Raw genomic sequence first — 17,665 nt, forward strand, 5'->3', positions numbered from 1 at the left:
TCCGAACTCACTTACCGTCCGATCGAGTTGAGGGCGTCGAGCAGCCGGGGACTCGCCGGGGAGCCCTCGTCGGGCGGCCCGGCCGTGCGGTGGAGTTCGCCGTCGACGATCTCGTAGTGCCCGATGGCCTCGATCGGCGGCGAGTAGACGTGGATGGTCACGGCACCGGCGTCGTGGTCCATCCGGTGGACGCCCGAACCCGGGAACGAGAACGACTCGCCGGCCCCGTACCGGCGGGCGCGGCGCGGGCCGCCCACCGGCAGCCCCTCCTGCCAGGCGGCGCCCTCGATCACATGCACGCCGACGCACGACCCCTGGTGGTCGTGGTAGCCGGTGTCACGCGACTCCCACCAAGTGTTCAGCCACGCCTCGGAGTTCGCGTTCCGCCACAGCAGCAGATACGAGCCGGGACCGGAGCGGTCGAGCGCGGCGGTGTCGACGAACGCCGCCGCCCGGCGGGCCCGGTCCGCACATTCCTCGGGCCTGAACGGCCGGTCGGACGCGCCGAGTTCGGCGAGCGCGGGTGTGTCTATCGGGGTCGGGTCCATGGTCATCCCCCTTGTGCCGGTTGCGTGTTGGACGACGGTCACGGGTGGCCGTCGCGTGAGTCCGTCGGGCGCGGTCAGTGCTCTCCGGTGAGCAGTCGGCGTGGATTGGTGATGCGGAAGGCGTATGCGGTGGCCCCGCCCAGGCCGAAGCCGGGCTGCTGCGGCGGTTCCGCGTAGGGCCGGTCCGAGCCCATCACGACGACGTCGGTCCCGAGGACGCGGACGACCGAGTCGACGGCACGCGGACCGTACGAGGACGTCTCGACGAACACATCGGGATCGATCCCCGCCCGCCCCTCGTCCCCGCCGCGGGCGGCGAAGCGCTCCCCGTGCAGCGGGGCGAGCCCGGCCAGCAGCGCGAAGCACACCCGCAGCCGGGGATGGCGGGGCCGGCCGAACGCCCGGAAGGCGAACCAGGCGGAGTGCATCTGCTGCACGTACGGCACCATCGCGGGCCACCAACCGGGTCCCGGGGAGGCACCGGGCGCCGGGCCGGGGTGGACGAACAGCGGGAGGCCGCGCGCTTCGAGCAGATCGAGCAACGGGGCGCAGCGCGCGTAACCCGCCTCGTCGGTCAGGGCGTTGGCCGGGAGCTGGAGCCCGGCGAACCCCCGGTCCAGGTCCGCGGCGGTCGTGCCGGCGTCGATGTCCCGGACGCAGGCGGCGGCCCAGGCCCCGAACGGTTCGGGCAGTCCTGCCGCGTCCTCGTGGTAGGCGTCGAGCAGCGGGCGTGCCTCGTGGGACGGCAGCCACTCGATGCCGAGCGGGGCGGACAGTGAGACGAGCGCCCTGCCGAGCCCGTCGGCGGCGGCCAGTTCGGCACGCGCGGCCACATCGTGCTGGGCGGCCGGGACCTCGTAGGGCGGCTCACCGGCCGTGTGCAGGGTCCAGCCGTCCAGGAACGGCGGCTCGTCACGCGCGCGCAGGGCGGCGAGGAACGAGGCGGTCCACAGATGCTGGTGTACGTCGACGTTGGTCACGAAGGTCCTTCCACCAAAGCGTGCAGAGCGCTTCGTACCTCGTCGGACCCCAGGACGTCATCGCTCACCCGGTCCACGTCCACTCCGCAGGGCCGGTCGTCGTCCAGGCGCGGGACCAGTTCGCGGATCGCGTCGTGCAGGAGACCGGGTCCGCGTCCCACGGTCGCCGGGGCCGCCAGGTCCACGGCCTGCGCCGCCGCCAGGGCCTCCACGGCGAGCAGTTGCCGCAGCCTGACCAGCATCGTCGTCAGCCGGCGCGCGCCGAGCGCCGCGTTGGTCGAGTCGTCCTCGACCGCGTCCGCGCCGTGCCGGGGGTCGGTGCACACGGGCGCGGACAGGGCACGGATCTCGGCGACGAGCGCCTGTGCCGTCTTGGCCAGCGGCGCGAAGCCCGAACGCTCCGGACCGTAAGGCGAGAGGTTCGCGGGCAGTCCGCTGACAGCGGGATTCAGCAGCCGCCGCATGCGCTCGGCCGAGATCGCCGCGGTCTGCGTCAGGGCCAGCGCGACGGTGTCGAAGCCGAGGGCCAGGGCCGGGGTGTGGAAGTTGCCGGACGAGAGGATCTCCCCGGTGTCCGCCAGGACCACCGGGTTGTCGCCGCAGCCGTTGAGCTCGGGTTCCAGCGCGGCGAGGGCGAAGTCCAGGGCGGCGTGCAGCGCCCCGTGCACCTGGGCGGCACAGCGCAGGCTCACCGGGTCCTGGACGCGCCGCGCGTGCCGGGGGTCGGCCAGCTCGCCGCCGTCCAGCAATGCGAGGAGTTCGCCCGCCGCCCGGGCCTGACCGGGGGCCGGGCGCAGACCCAGTACGCGGCTGTCGAGCGGGCTGGTGTTCGCCCGGAACCCCTCGAAGGTGAGCGCCGTGACCGCCTGGGCGAGGGTGAGTACGGCAGTCGCCTCGTGAAGAGCGAGGGCACCGACTCCGGCGGCCAGCGGGCTCGCGCTGCACAGCACATGCCCGTCCTTCGGCCCCAGTTCCGCGGGGGCCAGCCCGGCCCGTCGCAGTGCTTCCGCCCCGTCGAGCACCTCGCCCGAGACCTCGGCACGGCCCTCGCCGATGACGACCAGACCGACATGGGCCATCTGGCACAGATCGGAGGCGCCGATCGACCCCACCTCGGGGATCACCGGGTGCACCCGTGAGTTGAGCATGGAGACCAGCAGCGGCACGATCTCCGGCCGCACCCCGCTGCCACCGCCCGCGACGCCGTTCACCCGGGCCAGCAGGGCGGCGCGGACGACGGGGACCGGCAGCGGATCGCCCACCGCGTTGGCCCGCCCCCGCACCGTGCGCACGCTGAACTCGCCGAGTTCGGCCCGCGGCAGCGCGTACGACGAGCGGCTGCCGAGCCCCGTCGTCAGGCCGTACGTCGGCACCTCACGGTCGACCACGTCGTCGACGACCGCCCGGTCGCGCTCCAGCCGGGGCAGGACCTCCTCGGCCAGCACGACCGGAGCGCCGCGGAGTGCGACGGCGGCGACGTCGTCGCAGGTGAGTACGCGCCCGTCGAGGACCACGGCGTCAGTCGCGACGGGCGGGGTAGGAGCGGGAGGCGTACCGGTCATGAGAACCGCAGGTTCTGCCCGAGGCCACGCTCTTCGGCCTTCTTGAGCATGGCCGCGCCCAGTGCGATGTCGGACAACGAGAGGCCGCGATGCCAGAACAGGATGGTCTCGTCGTCGCGCTCGCGGCCGGGCTTGTCGCCGACGACGATCTCGCACAGCTCGCCGTGCAGGGTCTCCTCGCTGAGCCGCCCCGACTCGACATGCGCGCGCAGGGCACCGAACGGCCCGGACCGGCACTGGCCCCAGTCGTCGACGACGACCTTGTCCATGATGTCGGTGAGGGTGATTTCGACCGCGCTCATCGTTCCGTACGGTACGACAAGCGCTCCCGGCGCGATCCACTCCGTCCTCAGCAGCGGCTCGGGCCGCTCCAGGCGGGACGCCTCCACGACGATGTCCGCGCCCTCGACGCACGACTTCCAGTCGTCGGTGACGATCACGGGCTTGCTGAGGTCGTTCTCCAGCCGCTCGGCGAAGGCCTCACGGCTCTCCGGGCGGCGCGAGTGGACCCGTATCTCCTCGAAGTCGAAGATCCGGTCGAGCAGGCGGACGTTCCAGTACGAGGTGGCGCGGGCGCCGATGTGGCCGAGCACCTTGGAGCCGGGGCGGGCCAGGTGCCGCGCCCCGAGCGCGGTGAGCGCGCCGGTGCGCATCTCGGTGATGGCGGTGGCGTCGACCACGGCCACCGGCATGCCCGTACGCGGGTCGAAGAGGTTGAGCAGCGCCATCTCGGACGGCAGGCCGGCCTTGTAGTTGCCGACGTAGTCGCCCACAATCTTGACTCCGGCCAGCCCCAGTGGCGCGATATAGCCGCGCAGGACGTTGAAGTGGCCGTTGAACGAGGGATCGGGCGTGAGGTGGACCCGTGGTTCGATCACCGTTTCCCCGCGGCCCTGAGCACGCAGCCCCTGCTCGACGGCGTCGAGCACCTCGGTGTCGTCAAGTTCGAGCTGTTCGATATCCGAGCCGTTCAGAAACGTGAACCAAACCGGATCAAACGCCTGCATTTCGGGCGCCCTTTCACTTTCTTCGGACGAACGTAACGTGCCGTTTACAAAAGGGGATTGACTGTAATTCAGCCACACACAACTCTGCATGACCATATGCAGTCGGGTAAGGGGCAGCTTTGATCAGATTCGACGCGGTGAGCAAAAACTATCCCAACGGCACGACAGCCGTGGACGAGCTGTCGCTGGAGTTGGCGGAGGGCGGCATCACGGTCCTGGTCGGCCCTTCCGGCTGCGGCAAGACCACGACTCTGCGCATGGTCAACCGCATGGTCGAGCCGACGGCCGGCACGGTGAGCCTGCGCGGCCAGGACATCCGGGAGATCGCCGCCCCGGAGCTGCGCCGGGGCATCGGGTACGTGATCCAGCACGCGGGGCTGTTCCCGCACCGCACGGTGCTGGACAACATAGCCACCGTGCCGCTGCTCCTCGGCTGGGGCAAGAAGAAGGCGCGCTCGCGGGCGGCGGAGCTGCTGGAGCTCGTGGGGCTGCCGGACTCCATGGCCAAGCGCTACCCGTACCAGCTCTCCGGCGGACAGCAGCAGCGCGTCGGGGTGGCCAGGGCGCTGGGCGCGGACCCGCCGGTGCTGCTGATGGACGAGCCGTTCAGCGCGGTCGACCCCATCGTCCGGGGGGAGCTGCAGGCGGAGTTCATCCGGCTGCAGAAGGAGCTGCACAAGACGATCGTGTTCGTCACCCATGACATCGACGAGGCGATCAAGCTCGGCGACCACATCGCGGTACTCCGCACCGGGGGCAAGCTCGCGCAGTTCGACACCCCGGAGCGGCTGCTCGCGCACCCCGCCGACGACTTCGTGGCCGATTTCGTCGGCCAGGACCGTGGCATCCGCCGTCTGTCCTTCGTCAAGGCGGCAGACCTGCCGCTGCGGGAGGGGCTGGTCCTGCCGGCCGGCTCCCCGGTGGCCCAGGCGCGGGCGTCGGGCGAACCCTGGGTGCTCGTCGTCGACGGGGACCGGCGTCCCCTCGGCTGGGCCGCGGTCGCCGACCTGCCGACCGGCGGCACGCTGGCGGACGCCGCGCTGACCCCGCTCGGCCACACGTTCAGCCTGGCCGGCGACTCGGCACGGGCCGCCCTCGACGCGGCCCTCCTGTCGCCGTCCCGGCTCGCGGTGGGGGTCGACCCCCAGGGCGCGGTCGTCGGGGTCGCGGACGCGTATGAGCTGTCGGCGGCGATGACGGGGGACGGGACGGTCGGTGATGCGGCGGTCGAGGAGAAGACGCTCGGCGTCGCCGCGACCGCACCCGAGAAGGCCCGCGCGGCGACTACTGAAGCGGAGAGCGGCGAGGCGGCGGCGACCGGCGCGGGGACGGCCGACGCTGCGGCGGCTGAGGACCCGGTGTCCAAGGCGCCGGTCGCCAAGGACGAAACGGACGGCGGCAGCGGCGGCGACGCCGACGAAGCTGGCCCGAGCGCAGGCGGTGACGGGCGATGAGAGACGGCGAACCCCTCATACGCTGGGACTGGATCGGCGATCACATCGGCGAGCTGGCCGACTACACCGGAGTCCATCTGCGGCTCGGACTCCTGCCGGTGCTGTTCGGGCTGATCATCTCCGTGCCGCTCGGCATCCTCTGCCACCGCTGGCGGTGGATCTACCCGCCGACCCTGACCGCGGCCAACGTGCTGTACTCGATCCCGTCGCTGGCCCTGTTCATGATCTTCGTGCGCTACACGGGACTTACCGAACGCACGGTGATGATCCCGCTGACGCTCTACACGCTGTCGGTGCTCATACCCAACGTCGTGGACGGACTGGCCTCGGTCCCCGAACCGGTCCGGCAGGCGGCCACCGCCATGGGCTTCAGCACGGTACGCCGTGTCGTCCAGGTCGAGCTGCCGATCGCCGTGCCCGTCGTCGTGGCAGGCGTCCGGGTCGCCGCCGTCTCCTCCATCAGCCTCGTCGCCGTGGGGCAGCTGATCGGACAGGGCGGCCTCGGCTACTACATCACCCGAGGACTCCAGCTCGACTTCCCGACCCCGATCATCACCGCGACCGTACTGATCATGCTGCTGGCCCTCGTCACCGACGCACTGCTCGTGCTGGCCCAGCGGCTGCTCACGCCATGGGCGCGCGGCAAGGGGGCGACGGCGTGAACGACTTCCTGAACCAGCTCGAGCTCGTGGGTGACTGGCTGACGTCGTCCCAGCAGTGGAGCGGTGACGACGGCATCCCCCACCGGCTAGCGGAGCATCTGACCTACAGCGGCATTTCGCTGGTGTTCGCCACCCTGATCGGGCTGACCTTCGGACTGCTGGTCGGGCACACCGGCCGGGGCGCGTTCGCCGTCGCGAGCGTGGCGAACCTCGCGCGGGCCATCCCCACCTTCGGCCTGGTCGTCCTCGTCGTCACGGTCGCCGGGCTGAGCACCACGCCGGTGCTGGTCGCCCTGGTCGCGCTGGCGGTCCCGCCGATCCTCATCAACACCTTCGAGGGCGTACGAGGCGTAGATCCCGACACCAGGGACGCGGCGCGCGGGATGGGCATGACCGGCTGGGAGGTCCTGCTGAAGGTCGAGGTGCCGATGGCGCTGCCGCTGATCCTGCTCGGGCTGCGGGTCGCCGCGATCCAGGTCGTGGCCACGGCGACCGTCGCCGCGTACCCCGGTCTCGGCGGTCTGGGCCGTTTCATCGTCGACGGACTCGCCCGCAACAACTACGAACTGGTCATCGGCGGCTCCGCCGTCGTCGTCATGCTGGCGCTCGTCGTCCAGGCCGTCTTCACCGCGCTGCGGCGCCTCGTCGTCTCGCCGGGGCTGCAGCCTTCGGCGACCAAGTCCTGATGTCCCGAGTTCCCCGAGTTCCCGATTTTCCGGGTTCCCCGGCTCCCACGCTCCTGAAGGCCCCGAGAGCTCCTGAGAGCTTCTGAGGGCTCCCAAGAAAGGAAACACCCATGAAAGCCAAATCCATCGTCCGCGCCACCGCGTTCGGCCTCATCACCACGTTCGCCCTGACCGCCTGCGGAGGAGGCGACGACAGCGACGACAACCCGCTGACGGGCAGCAGCGGGGACAGCGGAGGCGGCAAATCGATCGTCGTCGGCTCGGCCAACTTCCCCGAGAACCAGCTCCTCGCCGAGATCTACGCCCAGGCCCTGGAGGACAAGGGCCTGAAAGTGACCCGGAAGTTCGACATCGGTGCCCGCGAGGTGTACTACGGCCAGGTGGTCAAGGGCGGCATAGGTGTCTTCCCCGAGTACAACGGCGCGCTGCTGTCCGTCGCGGTCGACAAGAAGAGCACCGCCACCAGCACGGAGGAGATCAACGCCGAGCTGAAGGCGAAGCTCCCGAAGTCCGTGGAGATACTCGACTCCGCCGCGGCCGAGGACAAGGACTCGGTCACCGTCACCTCCGAGACCGCCGCCAAGTACAAGCTCAAGACCCTCGCCGACCTGAAGCCGGTCGCGAAGGACATGACGATCGGCGCCGGCTCGGAGTTCAAGACCCGTACGCAGGGCGGTGTCGGTCTGAAGACGGTCTACGGCGTCGAGTTCGGGAAGTTCCAGCCGCTGGACGCGGGCGCCCAGAGCACCCTGCTGAAGCTGCTGAAGGACAACAAGGTGCAGGCCGCCAACCTGTACACGACCGACCCCGCCATCGTCGAGGACAAGCTGGTCGTCCTGGAGGACCCGAAGAACCTCTTCTCCTCGCAGAACGTCACACCCCTCGTCTACAAGTCCGCGGTCAATGACAAGGCCAAGGCGGCTCTCAACGCCCTCTCGGCCAAGCTCACCACCGAGGACCTGCTGGAGATGATGAAGAAGCTCGTCAACGACAAGGAGGACGCCTCCGACGTCGCCAAGGAGTGGCTGACGAACGCGGGGCTCGCCGGCTGACGCAGACGGTCGCCCGGACCGTCCGCAACCTGTGCGGACGGTCCGGTACGCCCGGCAGGGAGTCAGGCAGGACCGGCAACGAGTCCGGTACGCGCGCGACAGGGAGGGGGACCAAGGTGACCGACACGGATGGGGCCGGCGTCGGTGTCGACGCGCCCCAGGGGGCCGTCGAGCCCGCGCGGCTGCACCAGCTGTTCGAGGGGCGACGGCTGACGCCCACCCAGCGCCGCATCGCCCACTGCCTGGTCCGGCAGACCGCGGCCGCACCCTTCCTGTCGAGCGTGGAACTGGCCCAACTGGCAGGCGTGAGCCAGCCGTCGGTGACCCGCTTCGCGGTCGCCCTCGGCTTCGACGGCTACCCGGCCCTGCGCAAGCACCTGCGGGACGTGGCACCCGCCGGGCCTTCCGTGGACGCGCGGCCGGCCAACCCGTACCAGCAGGCGGTACGCGCCGAGATCCACCACCTGCTCCAACTCGCGTCCCTGCTGGCCGATTCCGGGCCCGTGGAACGCGCGGGACGGCTGCTCGCCGCCTCCCGTCCCCTGCCGGTGCTCGGACTGCGCGCCTCCGCGGCCCAGGCCCGAGGCTTCGCCTACTTCGCGGCCAAGGTCCACCCGGACGTACGTCTCCTCGACGAGGGAGGCTCACGGCTCGCCGACCGCATCGACATGGCCAGGAACGCCGGTGCGAGCGCCCTCATGTGCTTCGCCCTGCCGCGCCACCCGGCCGAACTCCTCGACGCACTCGACCACGCCCGCACGACGGGACTGACCGTGGTCACGATCGCCGACGGCACCTTCGCCCCGGTCGCCGCCCACAGCGACCTGCTCCTCCCGGCCGCCGTCGGCACCGACCTGGTCTTCGACACGGTGAGCGCCCCCATGCTCCTCGGCCAGGTCCTCCTTGAGGCGATGTGCGACGCCCTGCCCGACGCCCAGGCCCGCCTGGAGGAGTTCGACACACGGGCGGCCGCACGGGGCCTGTTCGTCGACTGACCCGCTCGGGCGAGCGCCGCGCGACGGGTGCGCCCCGACACCGGTCACCGCCTGCGGACCGGCCTCGGTCACCGGGCGCGTACGATAAGGTTCACCTGCGTGTTCACGCGGAACTCCGCGACGAAGCGCATCGGGACGTGGCGCAGCTTGGTAGCGCACTTGACTGGGGGTCAAGGGGTCGCAGGTTCAAATCCTGTCGTCCCGACAGAGCGAAGGGTCTTCGCAGGCGAGAGCCTGTGAGGGCCCTTTTCGCGTGCGCGTGTTGGGCCGGTGCTCAGCATCGGCGGGGGAGGGGCGCGTGCCTCTGGCTGGAATCGATCATCATCAACGTCCGATATTTCGTTCGTAGTTCGAAGTTTCGGTGCTGAAAATAGAGCCGTGCCCGAAGCGCGTCAAGACCCTTGCCGTGAATCCGTGTTGTGGGCCGCCGGCCCGACACCGCATGCTTCCGCCGCGTTACTCAAACGTGACGTCCTCCTGCTGTTGCACCCCTTGACCGGCATGAATTGTTAGCGCTCACAATGACCTCCGCAATCACCCGCCGACTTCCAGGGAGGTACGACCATGGCGTTCGCGACGCCTCAACTCGCCTCCGTGGCAACTGCCGTGGTCGTGGGGCTCCCACCCGGAGAGTTACCCGGCTGTCCGGCGGACCTGCTGCCGTCGATGCGGGCCGGGCCCCACCGCCCGGAGACGTCCACGGGTGTCACAGGAATCTTCCGGTATACGACCGCCAAGGAGGTGCGGCCATGGCACAATCGCAGCTTCGGCCGCCCACCATGGCCGATGTCGCGCGACTGGCGGGCGTGTCCCACCAGACTGTTTCCCGTGTGCTGGGGGATCACCCCAACGTGCGGGACGAGACTCGGGCCAGGGTGCTGCACGCGATCGAGGAAATGGGCTACCGCCGCAACTCCTCCGCACGAGCCCTGGTCACCCGGCGCACTCGGACCCTGGGAGTCGTCGCCTCCGACACGACGCTCTACGGACCGGCCAGCACCCTCTTCGCACTCGAGGAGGCGGCCCGTGCCGAGGGCTACCTCGTCTCCACGGTCAGCCTGCGCAAGCTGACCGTCGAGACCCTGTCCGAAGCCCTGGACCACCTCAGTGAGGGCGGGGTGGAGGGAGTCGTCGCCATCGCCCCGCAGCGGTCGGCGGTCGAGGCCCTCGCCGAACTCCGCCACCCCTTCCCGGTGGTGACCGTCGGCAGCGGACCTGGCGTGGGTATCCCCTGCGTCAACGTGGACCAGTACATGGGCGCACGACTCGCCACCGGTCATCTGCTGGCCGCCGGCCACCGTACGGTCTGGCACCTCGCCGGACCCGAGGACTGGCAGGAGGCGGCCGACCGGGCCGCCGGCTGGCGGGCGACCCTCGAAGAGGCCGGTGTGGAACCGCCGATGTCCCTGCGCGGGGACTGGAGTCCGCTGTCGGGCTACCGGGCGGGCCAGGAACTGGCAGGCTGGGTCGGCCGGGGACTGACCGCGGTGTTCGTCGCCAACGACCAGATGGCACTGGGGGTGTTGCGGGCCCTTCGGGAAGCGGGCGTGCGAACTCCCCAGGACGTCGCGGTGGTCGGCTTCGACGACATACCGGAGTCGGAGTTCTTCGCCCCACCGCTCACCACCGTCCGGCAGGACTTCTCGGCGGTGGGCAAACGGAGCATCGCCCTGCTCCTGGACCTGATCGAGGGCCGTGACCCGGCCGGGACACCCCGGTTCGCCATCGAGCCCCAACTCGTGGTCCGCGCAAGCACTTTCCCGTACACCGCGGACCCGGGCGCAGCACCCACCTGACACCGCGCACAGCGCCCGACGGCCGATTTTCACCGCATCCGTATGGCCGATATGTCGAACAATGATCGACAGGCTGGACGAGGGCAGCCTGTCCCGGCGAGTAGCACGGCGTACCAGCAGGTCCCCCAGGGACCGGCTCTTCAAAGGAGAAGACACATGCTCAACAGAAGGAACTTCCTCACCGCGGCGGTCGGCGTGGCGGCGGCGGGCGGCCTGGCCGCCTGTGCCAAGGAGGACGAGGGCGGCTCGAGTTCCTCCGACGGCAACGGCGGCGGCAAGAAGATCACCCTCGGCTTCGCACAGGTCGGCTCGGAGAGCGGCTGGCGCACCGCCAACACCAAGTCGGTCAAGGCGGCGGCCAAGGACGCCGGTTACACCCTCAAGTTCTCCGACGCGCAGCAGAAGCAGGAGAACCAGATCTCGGCGATCCGCAGCTACATCGCGCAGAAGGTGAACGTCATCGCCTTCTCGCCGGTGGTCGTCACCGGCTGGGACGCGGTGCTCAAGGAGGCCAAGACCGCGAAGATCCCGGTCATCCTCACCGACCGCTCGATCGAGACGTCCGACGACTCCCTGTACGTGTCCTTCATAGGCTCCGACTTCACCGACGAGGGCCGCCGCGCGGGCAAGATGCTGGAGACGGTTCTCGAGAAGGCCGGCCACAAGGGTGCGGTGAAGATCGCCCAGCTGGAGGGCACCACCGGCGCCGCCCCCGCGCTCGAACGCGCCAAGGGCTTCAAGGAAATCATGGACGCCGACCACAAGGACGACTGGAAGATCGTCGTCAGCCAGACCGGCGACTTCACCAGGGCCGGCGGCAAGCAGGTCATGGCGGCCTTCCTGCAGTCCAACCCGGACATCAACGTGCTCTACGCGCACAACGACGACATGGCCCTCGGCGCCATCCAGTCGATCGAGGCGGCCGGCAAGAAGGCCGGCAAGGACATCCTGATCATCTCGGTCGACGGCGTGAAGGACGGCTTCGTCGCGATGTCCGAGGGCAAGATCAACGGCATCGTCGAGTGCAACCCGCTGCTCGGCCCCCAGCTGATGGAGCTCGTGAAGAAGGTCAACGACGGCGAGACGGTCGAGCGCCGGATCAAGACCAAGGAGGGCGACTTCCTGCAGGAGCAGGCCAAGGACGCTCTCCCGACCCGCAAGTACTGACCTACGGGTGCCGGCCCGCAGGTACTGACCTACGGGTACCGACCCACGGTACTGAACCTGCGGGTGCGATCCGCAGGTACTGACCCTCGGGTGCCGGTCCGCACGTACCGATCCGCGGGTGTCGGCCCGCACGTACCGACCGACCGCACCCACCGCCAGGGAGCCTCCGCCCGGCCGAAGACCTCGGCCCAGGGGGCTCCCTGCGGGACTGAACGAAATCCATGAGGAGCGCTGCCATGGCAGAGCCGCTGCCCGTCCTGGAGATGACGGGCATAGTCAAAGAGTTTCCGGGGGTACGGGCTCTGTCGGGTGTCGACTTCCGGCTCTTCCCCGGCGAGATCCACGCACTGCTCGGCGAGAACGGCGCCGGCAAGTCCACCCTCATCAAGGTGCTGACCGGGGTCCACACCCTGGACGGCGGCACCATCACCCTCAACGGCACGAACGTACGGTTCGCCAGCCCGTCGCAGGCGCAGCAGGCCGGCGTCAGCACGGTCTACCAGGAGGTCAACCTCTGCCCCAACCTGTCGGTGGCGGAGAACATCTTCATCGGACGCGAGCCCACCCGCTTCGGCCGCATCCAGTGGAAGCGGCTGCGCCGTGAGGCCGCCGAACTCGTCGACCGGCTCGGCCTCGACATCGACGTCACCGCGCCCCTGTCCTCGTACCCGCTGGCCGTGCAGCAACTGGTCGCGATCGTACGGTCGGTGGGCACCGGAGACGCCGACGGCCAGGGGGCGGGCACCAAGGTGCTCATCCTCGACGAGCCGACCTCCAGCCTCGACCGCGACGAGGTCCTCGAACTCTTCGCCCTGATGCGGCGGTTGAAGGACCAGGGCGTCGCGATCCTCTTCGTGTCGCACTTCCTCGACCAGATCTACGAGGTCTGCGACCGGATGACCGTCCTGCGCAACGGAACCCTGGTCGGCGAGCACATGGTCCGCGACCTCGACCAGGTCGGCCTCGTTCAGCTGATGATCGGCAAGGCACTGGACCAGCTGGAGGAGCTGCACGACCAGCAACTCCACTCCGACGTGGGCGAACCGCTGCTCCAGGCGGACGGCCTCGGCCGCGTCGGCGGCATCGCCCCCTTCGACCTGGAGATCAAGAAGGGCGAGGTCATCGGGCTCGCCGGTCTCCTCGGATCGGGCCGCACCGAACTCGCCCGGCTGCTCTTCGGCGCCGACCACCCCGACAGCGGCAAGCTGACCATCGGCGGCAAACAGGTCTCGATGAGCGACCCGAACGACGCGATCGCCGCGGGCGTCGCGTTCTGCTCGGAGAACCGCAAGACCGAGGGCCTAGTACCGGACCTGACGGTGCGGGAGAACATCATCCTCGCCCTCCAGGCCACGCGCGGCTGGACCCGGCCCATCCCGGTCGCCCAGCGCGACGAACTCGTCGCCAAGTACATCAAGGCCCTGGACATCAGGCCCGCCAACCCCGAGGCCAGGGTCGGCCAGCTCAGCGGCGGCAACCAGCAGAAGGTGCTGCTCGCCCGCTGGCTGATCACCCAGCCGAAACTGCTGATCCTGGACGAGCCGACGCGCGGCATCGACATCGGCGCCAAGGCCGAGATCCAGAAACTCGTGGTCTCGCTCTCCGAGGAGGGCATGGCCGTGCTGTACATCGCGGCCGAGCTGGAGGAGGTCCTGCGGCTCAGCCACACCATCGGAGTGCTGCGCGACCGCAAGCTGGTGGCGCAGCTCGCCAACGGGCCCGAGATCACCACCACCCGGATCCTGGAGACCATCGCGAGCGGAGAGCACCAGTGACCACCACTCCCCGATGGCGAGCGCTGACGCACCATCACCTGTTCTGGCCGGTCGCCGTGCTGGTCATCCTGCTGCTCGTCAACGTTCCCTTCACACCCGACTTCTTCGCCATCAAGATGACGGACGGCCACCTCTACGGCAGCCTCGTCTCGATCGTCCTGTTCGGCTCGCCCCTCATCCTGGTCGCGGTCGGCATGACCCTGGTCATCGCCACCGGCGGCATCGACCTCTCCGTCGGCGCCGTGGTCGCCATCACCGGCGCCCTGACCTGTTCGTACATCAGCGACCAGGCCGACCAGAGCGCCCTGTCCGGGGTGTTCCTGGCCCTGGGCATCGGGCTCGTGGCCGCCATCGTCTGCGGCCTCTGGAACGGCTTCCTGGTCGCCAGGATGGGCATCCAGCCGATCATCGCCACGCTGATCATCATGGTCGCCGGCCGCGGTGTCGCCCAGCTCATCACCGACGGGCAGATCATCACCGTCAACAGCGAGCCGTACAAGCTGATCGGCGGCGGCTACTGGCTGACGCTGCCCTTCTCCATCTTCATCGTGGCCGCCGTCGTGGCCGTCACGGTCGTACTCACCCGCCGCACGGCCCTCGGCCTGCTCGTCGAGTCCGTCGGCGGCAACGCCGAGGCCAGCCGCCTGGTCGGCATCAGGTCCATGCGGATCAAGATCATGGTGTACGTGTTCTGCGCGCTGTGCGCCGGTATCGCGGGCCTGATGATCAGCTCCAACACCTCGGCCGCGGACGGCAACAACGCCGGTCTGTGGATCGAGCTCGACGCGATCCTCGCCGTGGTCATCGGCGGTACGTCGCTGCTCGGCGGCCGGTTCTCCATCGGCGGCACGGTCGTCGGCGCCCTCGTCATCCAGACCCTGACCACCACGATCTACACCATCGGCGTGCCGACCCAGACCAACCTGGTCTTCAAGGCCGCCGTCGTCATCATCGTCTGCCTGATGCAGTCGCCGAAGTTCCGCGCCAAGGTGTTCGGCGCGAAGTTCGGCGGCAAGCAGACACCGGCACCGGCACCGGCGGAGACCGCCCCGGCGGCCGAGGCCTCTCCCAAGATGGAGGTGTCGTGATGAGCACGACCACCCAGCGGCCGACTGCGGCGGACAGCCGCACGCCCAGCAAGGCGTCACGCGTACTCGGCGACCGGCGGCTGCCCGTCCTGGTGACGGCCGGTCTCTTCCTCGTGATGTACGCCGTCGGCCTGAGCCGGTACCAGAACTACGGGTTCGCCGAATCGCAGGTCTTCCTGAACCTGTTCATCGACAACAGCTATCTGCTGGTCGCCGCCGTCGGCGCCACCTTCGTCATTCTGTCCGGCGGCATCGACCTCTCCGTCGGCTCCGTCATCGGCTTCACGACCATGTTCACGGCATGGCTGGTGGAACGTCAGGGACTGCCGATCGTGGTCGTCATACCCATGGCGCTCGCCGTGGGAGCCTTCGGCGGCTTCCTGATGGGCTATGTGATCCAGAACTTCGAGATCCAGCCCTTCATCGTGACCCTCGCCGGCCTCTTCCTCTTCCGGGGCCTGTGCCTGGTCATCAGCAAGGAGTCCATCTCCATCGGCGACCCCTCCGTGAGCAGCATGGCCCAGACACAGGTGTCACTGGGCGGGGCCTTCCTCTCCATCGGAGCCATCGTGGCGCTGGTGGTACTGGCCGCGGCCTTCTACGTCCTGCACTACACGCGCTTCGGACGCCGGGTGTACGCCATCGGCGGCAACGAGCAGTCGGCCCTGCTGATGGGGCTTCCGCAGGGCGGCACCAAGATCGCCGTGTACACGATGAGCGGTTTCTGCTCGGCGCTCGCCGGACTCCTCTTCACCCTCTACATCCAGTCCGGTGACCCCCTGCACGCCACCGGCATGGAGCTCGACGCGATCGCCGCGGTCGTCATCGGCGGCACGCTCCTCACGGGCGGCTCCGGCTATGTGATCGGCACGCTGTTCGGTGTTCTCGTCCTCGGCCTCATCAAGAGCCTCATCCAGTTCGAGGGCACGCTGAGCTCGTGGTGGACGAAGATCGCGACGGGCGTGCTGCTGTGCGCGTTCATCCTGATCCAGCGGGCGATGACGTCCCGCCGCAAGACCTGACCCACCGTCCGTTCCACGCCTTTGGGCCCGCCCGGAAACACTCCGGGCGGGCCCTTGGTATGCGCGTCACGACAACGGTGGGAGTTCCCCGCCGCGTTGGGCCGAGTCGTCCGAGGCCAGCGTCTCCTTGATGGCGCCGAAGAGGGAACGCCGTGCCACGACCTGAGCGCCCCGCAGGTCTGCGAGCGGCTCGGGGCGATCGCCGAAACCGGCGGGCAGCGGGGGCAGTCCGAGCAACGTGAACGTCTCCCCGACGTGCTGCAGCGGTGCGCCGGTGCCGCGCAGGGCGGCGGTGAGCGGCCGGTGGTCCGCCACGCTGTAGCAGGCCGCCAGCGCCGCCGCCCGCTTCGCCGCCTCCTCCTGCGTCGGCATCTCGGCCGGGTCGGTCCACCAGGCGTGGGCGGTCAGCTCCCGGCCGTCGTGGTACAGGCGGAGCGTGTAGTAGGCTCCCTCCTTCGCCACCACGAGGACCGGCCATGTCTCACCCCTGCTGAACGCGCGGGCGAGCCTGGGCAGTTCGCCCTCGCCCAGCAGCGTTCTGCGCATGCCCTTGCGGCGGGCCGGCGGGTCGGCCGAGGGCGCGGTCTCGACCAGGGTGCTGCCACGAGGTGCCGGGGCCAGACGCATGGTCGTACCGGTGATCAGGACCGCCTCACGGACCTCCCGCATCGGGGCACGGACGACCGCCAGGGCCATCGCCGTGGGTACGGTCGCGGACACGGTCGTGCCCGGCGCGAGGGTTCCCGACGGGGTCTCGGCCACCGGAGAGGGTATGGAACCGCCGAAGTACGGCGTGGAGCGGGAGACGTGGACCCGGACCCCCTTGCGCAGGAGGAGGAAGACCTCCCGGGCGTCGCCGAGGTACGCCCAGGGGAAGGTGCGCGCGTCGGTGCCGATGAGCCGGAAGACCTCCAGGGCCTCGTGGTGGCGCTCGCAGCGGATCAGCGCGAGGGCGAGATGGTTGCGGAACCCGGCGGCCTGCCGGTCGCCCGGCCCGTAGGCGGCGGAGAGTTCGAGACCCGCCTCGACGTGGGCCTCGATACGGGACCAGGCCACCGGCCCCCGGCCGATCCCCGCTTCGTGCTCCAGCGCGTACTCGGTGACCGCCTGCAGGGGCAGACCGCGCAGCAACGATCCCTCCGGCGATGCGGCGGCGGCCGACTCCGCGAAGTCGAACATCTCCTCATGCGAGCCGTACCACTTCTGCGCCAGGTACTGCACCGCGCGGGTGTGCAGGCCGAGGTCGTGCGGGTCGCAGTCCCTGCCCCGGGCCAGGTACTCGTCGAACACCTCGCGGGGTGCGCCGAGACCCATGGCGTGGCTGATGAGGATGCGCCAGGGAACGGGGTCGCCCGGGTTCAGGTCGGCGGCCGTCCGCAGGACCGGCGTGGCGTCGTTCAGGAGGGTGCGGAACGCGTGGAACTGCTCCTGGGAGACATGGCGGGCGCGTGCCGCCGTACGGATCTGCCAGGCGCGGTCGATCCCCAACTCGGCCAGTACCAGGGCCAGATCGGGGTCGCCGGGCCGTGCGCGGTTCCAGTCGTCCAGCCATCCGTGGTGGTGCAACGCGAGTTCGGCGAGGCCGGCGCTGGACAGGCCGCGCCGGTACCAGTCCCCGGCGGAGCGCGTCTCCGCCAGCAGGGTCGCGGCCGGTTCCCAGGTACCGGACCTCGCGGCGGAGAGCACGGCACGGAGCGCGTCGTCCGGAGCGTCCACCTCCACCGCGCCGTCCTCGGGCAGCCCTTCACCGGTGGTCGCGAAATGACGGAGCATCCGAGGCAGCGCCAGCGCGCCCGGCAACTTGGCCACAGCAGTCCTTCCCCCAGCGGTCCAGGGACCGCGCACATGTGATCGTCGACAATGTGGACGCA

At 69.9% G+C, this 17,665-nt stretch carries 15 protein-coding genes and 1 tRNA gene; 11 read left to right on the top strand and 5 right to left on the bottom strand.

What is annotated here, in order from left to right:
* Positions 1–11: 11 nt before the first annotated feature.
* The 4 genes from ACN20J_RS42500 to ACN20J_RS42515 all read right to left on the bottom strand — a co-directional run bounded on the left by ACN20J_RS42500 (position 12) and on the right by ACN20J_RS42515 (position 4,097).
* A complete protein-coding gene (locus ACN20J_RS42500) occupies positions 12–548 on the bottom strand; it encodes a hypothetical protein (RefSeq protein WP_419668050.1) in 537 nt (178 codons plus the stop codon).
* A 74-nt stretch (positions 549–622) separates the two neighbouring features.
* Entirely contained in the window at positions 623–1,528 is a 906-nt protein-coding gene (locus ACN20J_RS42505; RefSeq protein WP_419668051.1) for an amidohydrolase family protein, read from the bottom strand.
* On the bottom strand, positions 1,525–3,090 hold the full coding sequence (locus tag ACN20J_RS42510; protein ID WP_419668052.1) for an HAL/PAL/TAL family ammonia-lyase: 1,566 nt from the start codon (positions 3,088–3,090) through the stop codon (positions 1,525–1,527). Before ACN20J_RS42510 ends, ACN20J_RS42505 begins: the two co-directional genes overlap by 4 nt.
* Entirely contained in the window at positions 3,087–4,097 is a 1,011-nt protein-coding gene (locus tag ACN20J_RS42515; RefSeq protein WP_419668053.1) for an ornithine cyclodeaminase family protein, read from the bottom strand. The genes ACN20J_RS42510 and ACN20J_RS42515 overlap by 4 nt, the downstream gene beginning before the upstream one ends.
* A 119-nt stretch (positions 4,098–4,216) precedes the next feature.
* Here ACN20J_RS42515 and ACN20J_RS42520 point away from each other — a divergent pair, with 119 nt between their 5' ends.
* The 11 genes from ACN20J_RS42520 to yjfF all read left to right on the top strand — a co-directional run bounded on the left by ACN20J_RS42520 (position 4,217) and on the right by yjfF (position 15,794).
* On the top strand, positions 4,217–5,551 hold the full coding sequence (locus ACN20J_RS42520) for an ABC transporter ATP-binding protein (protein ID WP_419668054.1): 1,335 nt from the start codon (positions 4,217–4,219) through the stop codon (positions 5,549–5,551).
* Positions 5,548–6,213, top strand: a complete 666-nt coding sequence (locus tag ACN20J_RS42525; protein WP_055612587.1) for an ABC transporter permease — start codon at positions 5,548–5,550, stop codon at positions 6,211–6,213. The genes ACN20J_RS42520 and ACN20J_RS42525 overlap by 4 nt, the downstream gene beginning before the upstream one ends.
* Entirely contained in the window at positions 6,210–6,899 is a 690-nt protein-coding gene (locus tag ACN20J_RS42530; RefSeq protein ID WP_190227546.1) for an ABC transporter permease, read from the top strand. The genes ACN20J_RS42525 and ACN20J_RS42530 overlap by 4 nt, the downstream gene beginning before the upstream one ends.
* 110 nt (positions 6,900–7,009) lie before the next feature.
* Positions 7,010–7,951: an ABC transporter substrate-binding protein gene (locus tag ACN20J_RS42535; RefSeq protein WP_419668055.1), complete on the top strand. Its 942-nt coding sequence runs from the start codon at positions 7,010–7,012 to the stop codon at positions 7,949–7,951.
* 116 nt (positions 7,952–8,067) lie between these two features.
* Entirely contained in the window at positions 8,068–8,946 is an 879-nt protein-coding gene (locus ACN20J_RS42540; RefSeq protein ID WP_419668056.1) for a MurR/RpiR family transcriptional regulator, read from the top strand.
* A gap of 131 nt (positions 8,947–9,077) precedes the next feature.
* Positions 9,078–9,151 (top strand) — tRNA-Pro (locus ACN20J_RS42545).
* Between the two features lie 544 nt (positions 9,152–9,695).
* Positions 9,696–10,742 (top strand): LacI family DNA-binding transcriptional regulator, encoded by a 1,047-nt coding sequence (locus ACN20J_RS42550; protein ID WP_055612588.1) that lies wholly within the window; start codon positions 9,696–9,698, stop codon positions 10,740–10,742.
* A 156-nt stretch (positions 10,743–10,898) separates the two neighbouring features.
* Entirely contained in the window at positions 10,899–11,909 is a 1,011-nt protein-coding gene (locus ACN20J_RS42555) for an ABC transporter substrate-binding protein (protein ID WP_055612589.1), read from the top strand.
* A gap of 236 nt (positions 11,910–12,145) precedes the next feature.
* Positions 12,146–13,684, top strand: a complete 1,539-nt coding sequence (locus ACN20J_RS42560) for a sugar ABC transporter ATP-binding protein (protein WP_419668057.1) — start codon at positions 12,146–12,148, stop codon at positions 13,682–13,684.
* Entirely contained in the window at positions 13,681–14,772 is a 1,092-nt protein-coding gene (locus tag ACN20J_RS42565; protein ID WP_189839389.1) for an ABC transporter permease, read from the top strand. The genes ACN20J_RS42560 and ACN20J_RS42565 overlap by 4 nt, the downstream gene beginning before the upstream one ends.
* Positions 14,772–15,794, top strand: a complete 1,023-nt coding sequence (gene yjfF / locus ACN20J_RS42570) for a galactofuranose ABC transporter, permease protein YjfF (protein WP_419668058.1) — start codon at positions 14,772–14,774, stop codon at positions 15,792–15,794. Before ACN20J_RS42565 ends, yjfF begins: the two co-directional genes overlap by 1 nt.
* Before the next feature lie 66 nt (positions 15,795–15,860).
* Here the strand turns inward: yjfF and ACN20J_RS42575 are convergent, their stop codons facing one another.
* Positions 15,861–17,603, bottom strand: a complete 1,743-nt coding sequence (locus tag ACN20J_RS42575) for a hypothetical protein (protein WP_419668059.1) — start codon at positions 17,601–17,603, stop codon at positions 15,861–15,863.
* Between the last annotated feature and the right edge of the window lie 62 nt (positions 17,604–17,665).

Source organism: Streptomyces sp. 2-1 (assembly GCF_048564895.1).
Classification (GTDB): domain Bacteria; phylum Actinomycetota; class Actinomycetes; order Streptomycetales; family Streptomycetaceae; genus Streptomyces; species Streptomyces phaeochromogenes.

Coding starts and splice junctions, on each gene's coding strand:
- ACN20J_RS42500 (WP_419668050.1), bottom strand. CDS start 548: ATGGACCCGACCCCGATAGACACACCCGCGCTCGCCGAACTCGGCGCG.
- ACN20J_RS42510 (WP_419668052.1), bottom strand. CDS start 3,090: ATGACCGGTACGCCTCCCGCTCCTACCCCGCCCGTCGCGACTGACGCC.
- ACN20J_RS42515 (WP_419668053.1), bottom strand. CDS start 4,097: ATGCAGGCGTTTGATCCGGTTTGGTTCACGTTTCTGAACGGCTCGGAT.
- ACN20J_RS42525 (WP_055612587.1), top strand. CDS start 5,548: ATGAGAGACGGCGAACCCCTCATACGCTGGGACTGGATCGGCGATCAC.
- ACN20J_RS42535 (WP_419668055.1), top strand. CDS start 7,010: ATGAAAGCCAAATCCATCGTCCGCGCCACCGCGTTCGGCCTCATCACC.
- ACN20J_RS42550 (WP_055612588.1), top strand. CDS start 9,696: ATGGCACAATCGCAGCTTCGGCCGCCCACCATGGCCGATGTCGCGCGA.
- ACN20J_RS42555 (WP_055612589.1), top strand. CDS start 10,899: ATGCTCAACAGAAGGAACTTCCTCACCGCGGCGGTCGGCGTGGCGGCG.
- ACN20J_RS42560 (WP_419668057.1), top strand. CDS start 12,146: ATGGCAGAGCCGCTGCCCGTCCTGGAGATGACGGGCATAGTCAAAGAG.
- yjfF (WP_419668058.1), top strand. CDS start 14,772: ATGAGCACGACCACCCAGCGGCCGACTGCGGCGGACAGCCGCACGCCC.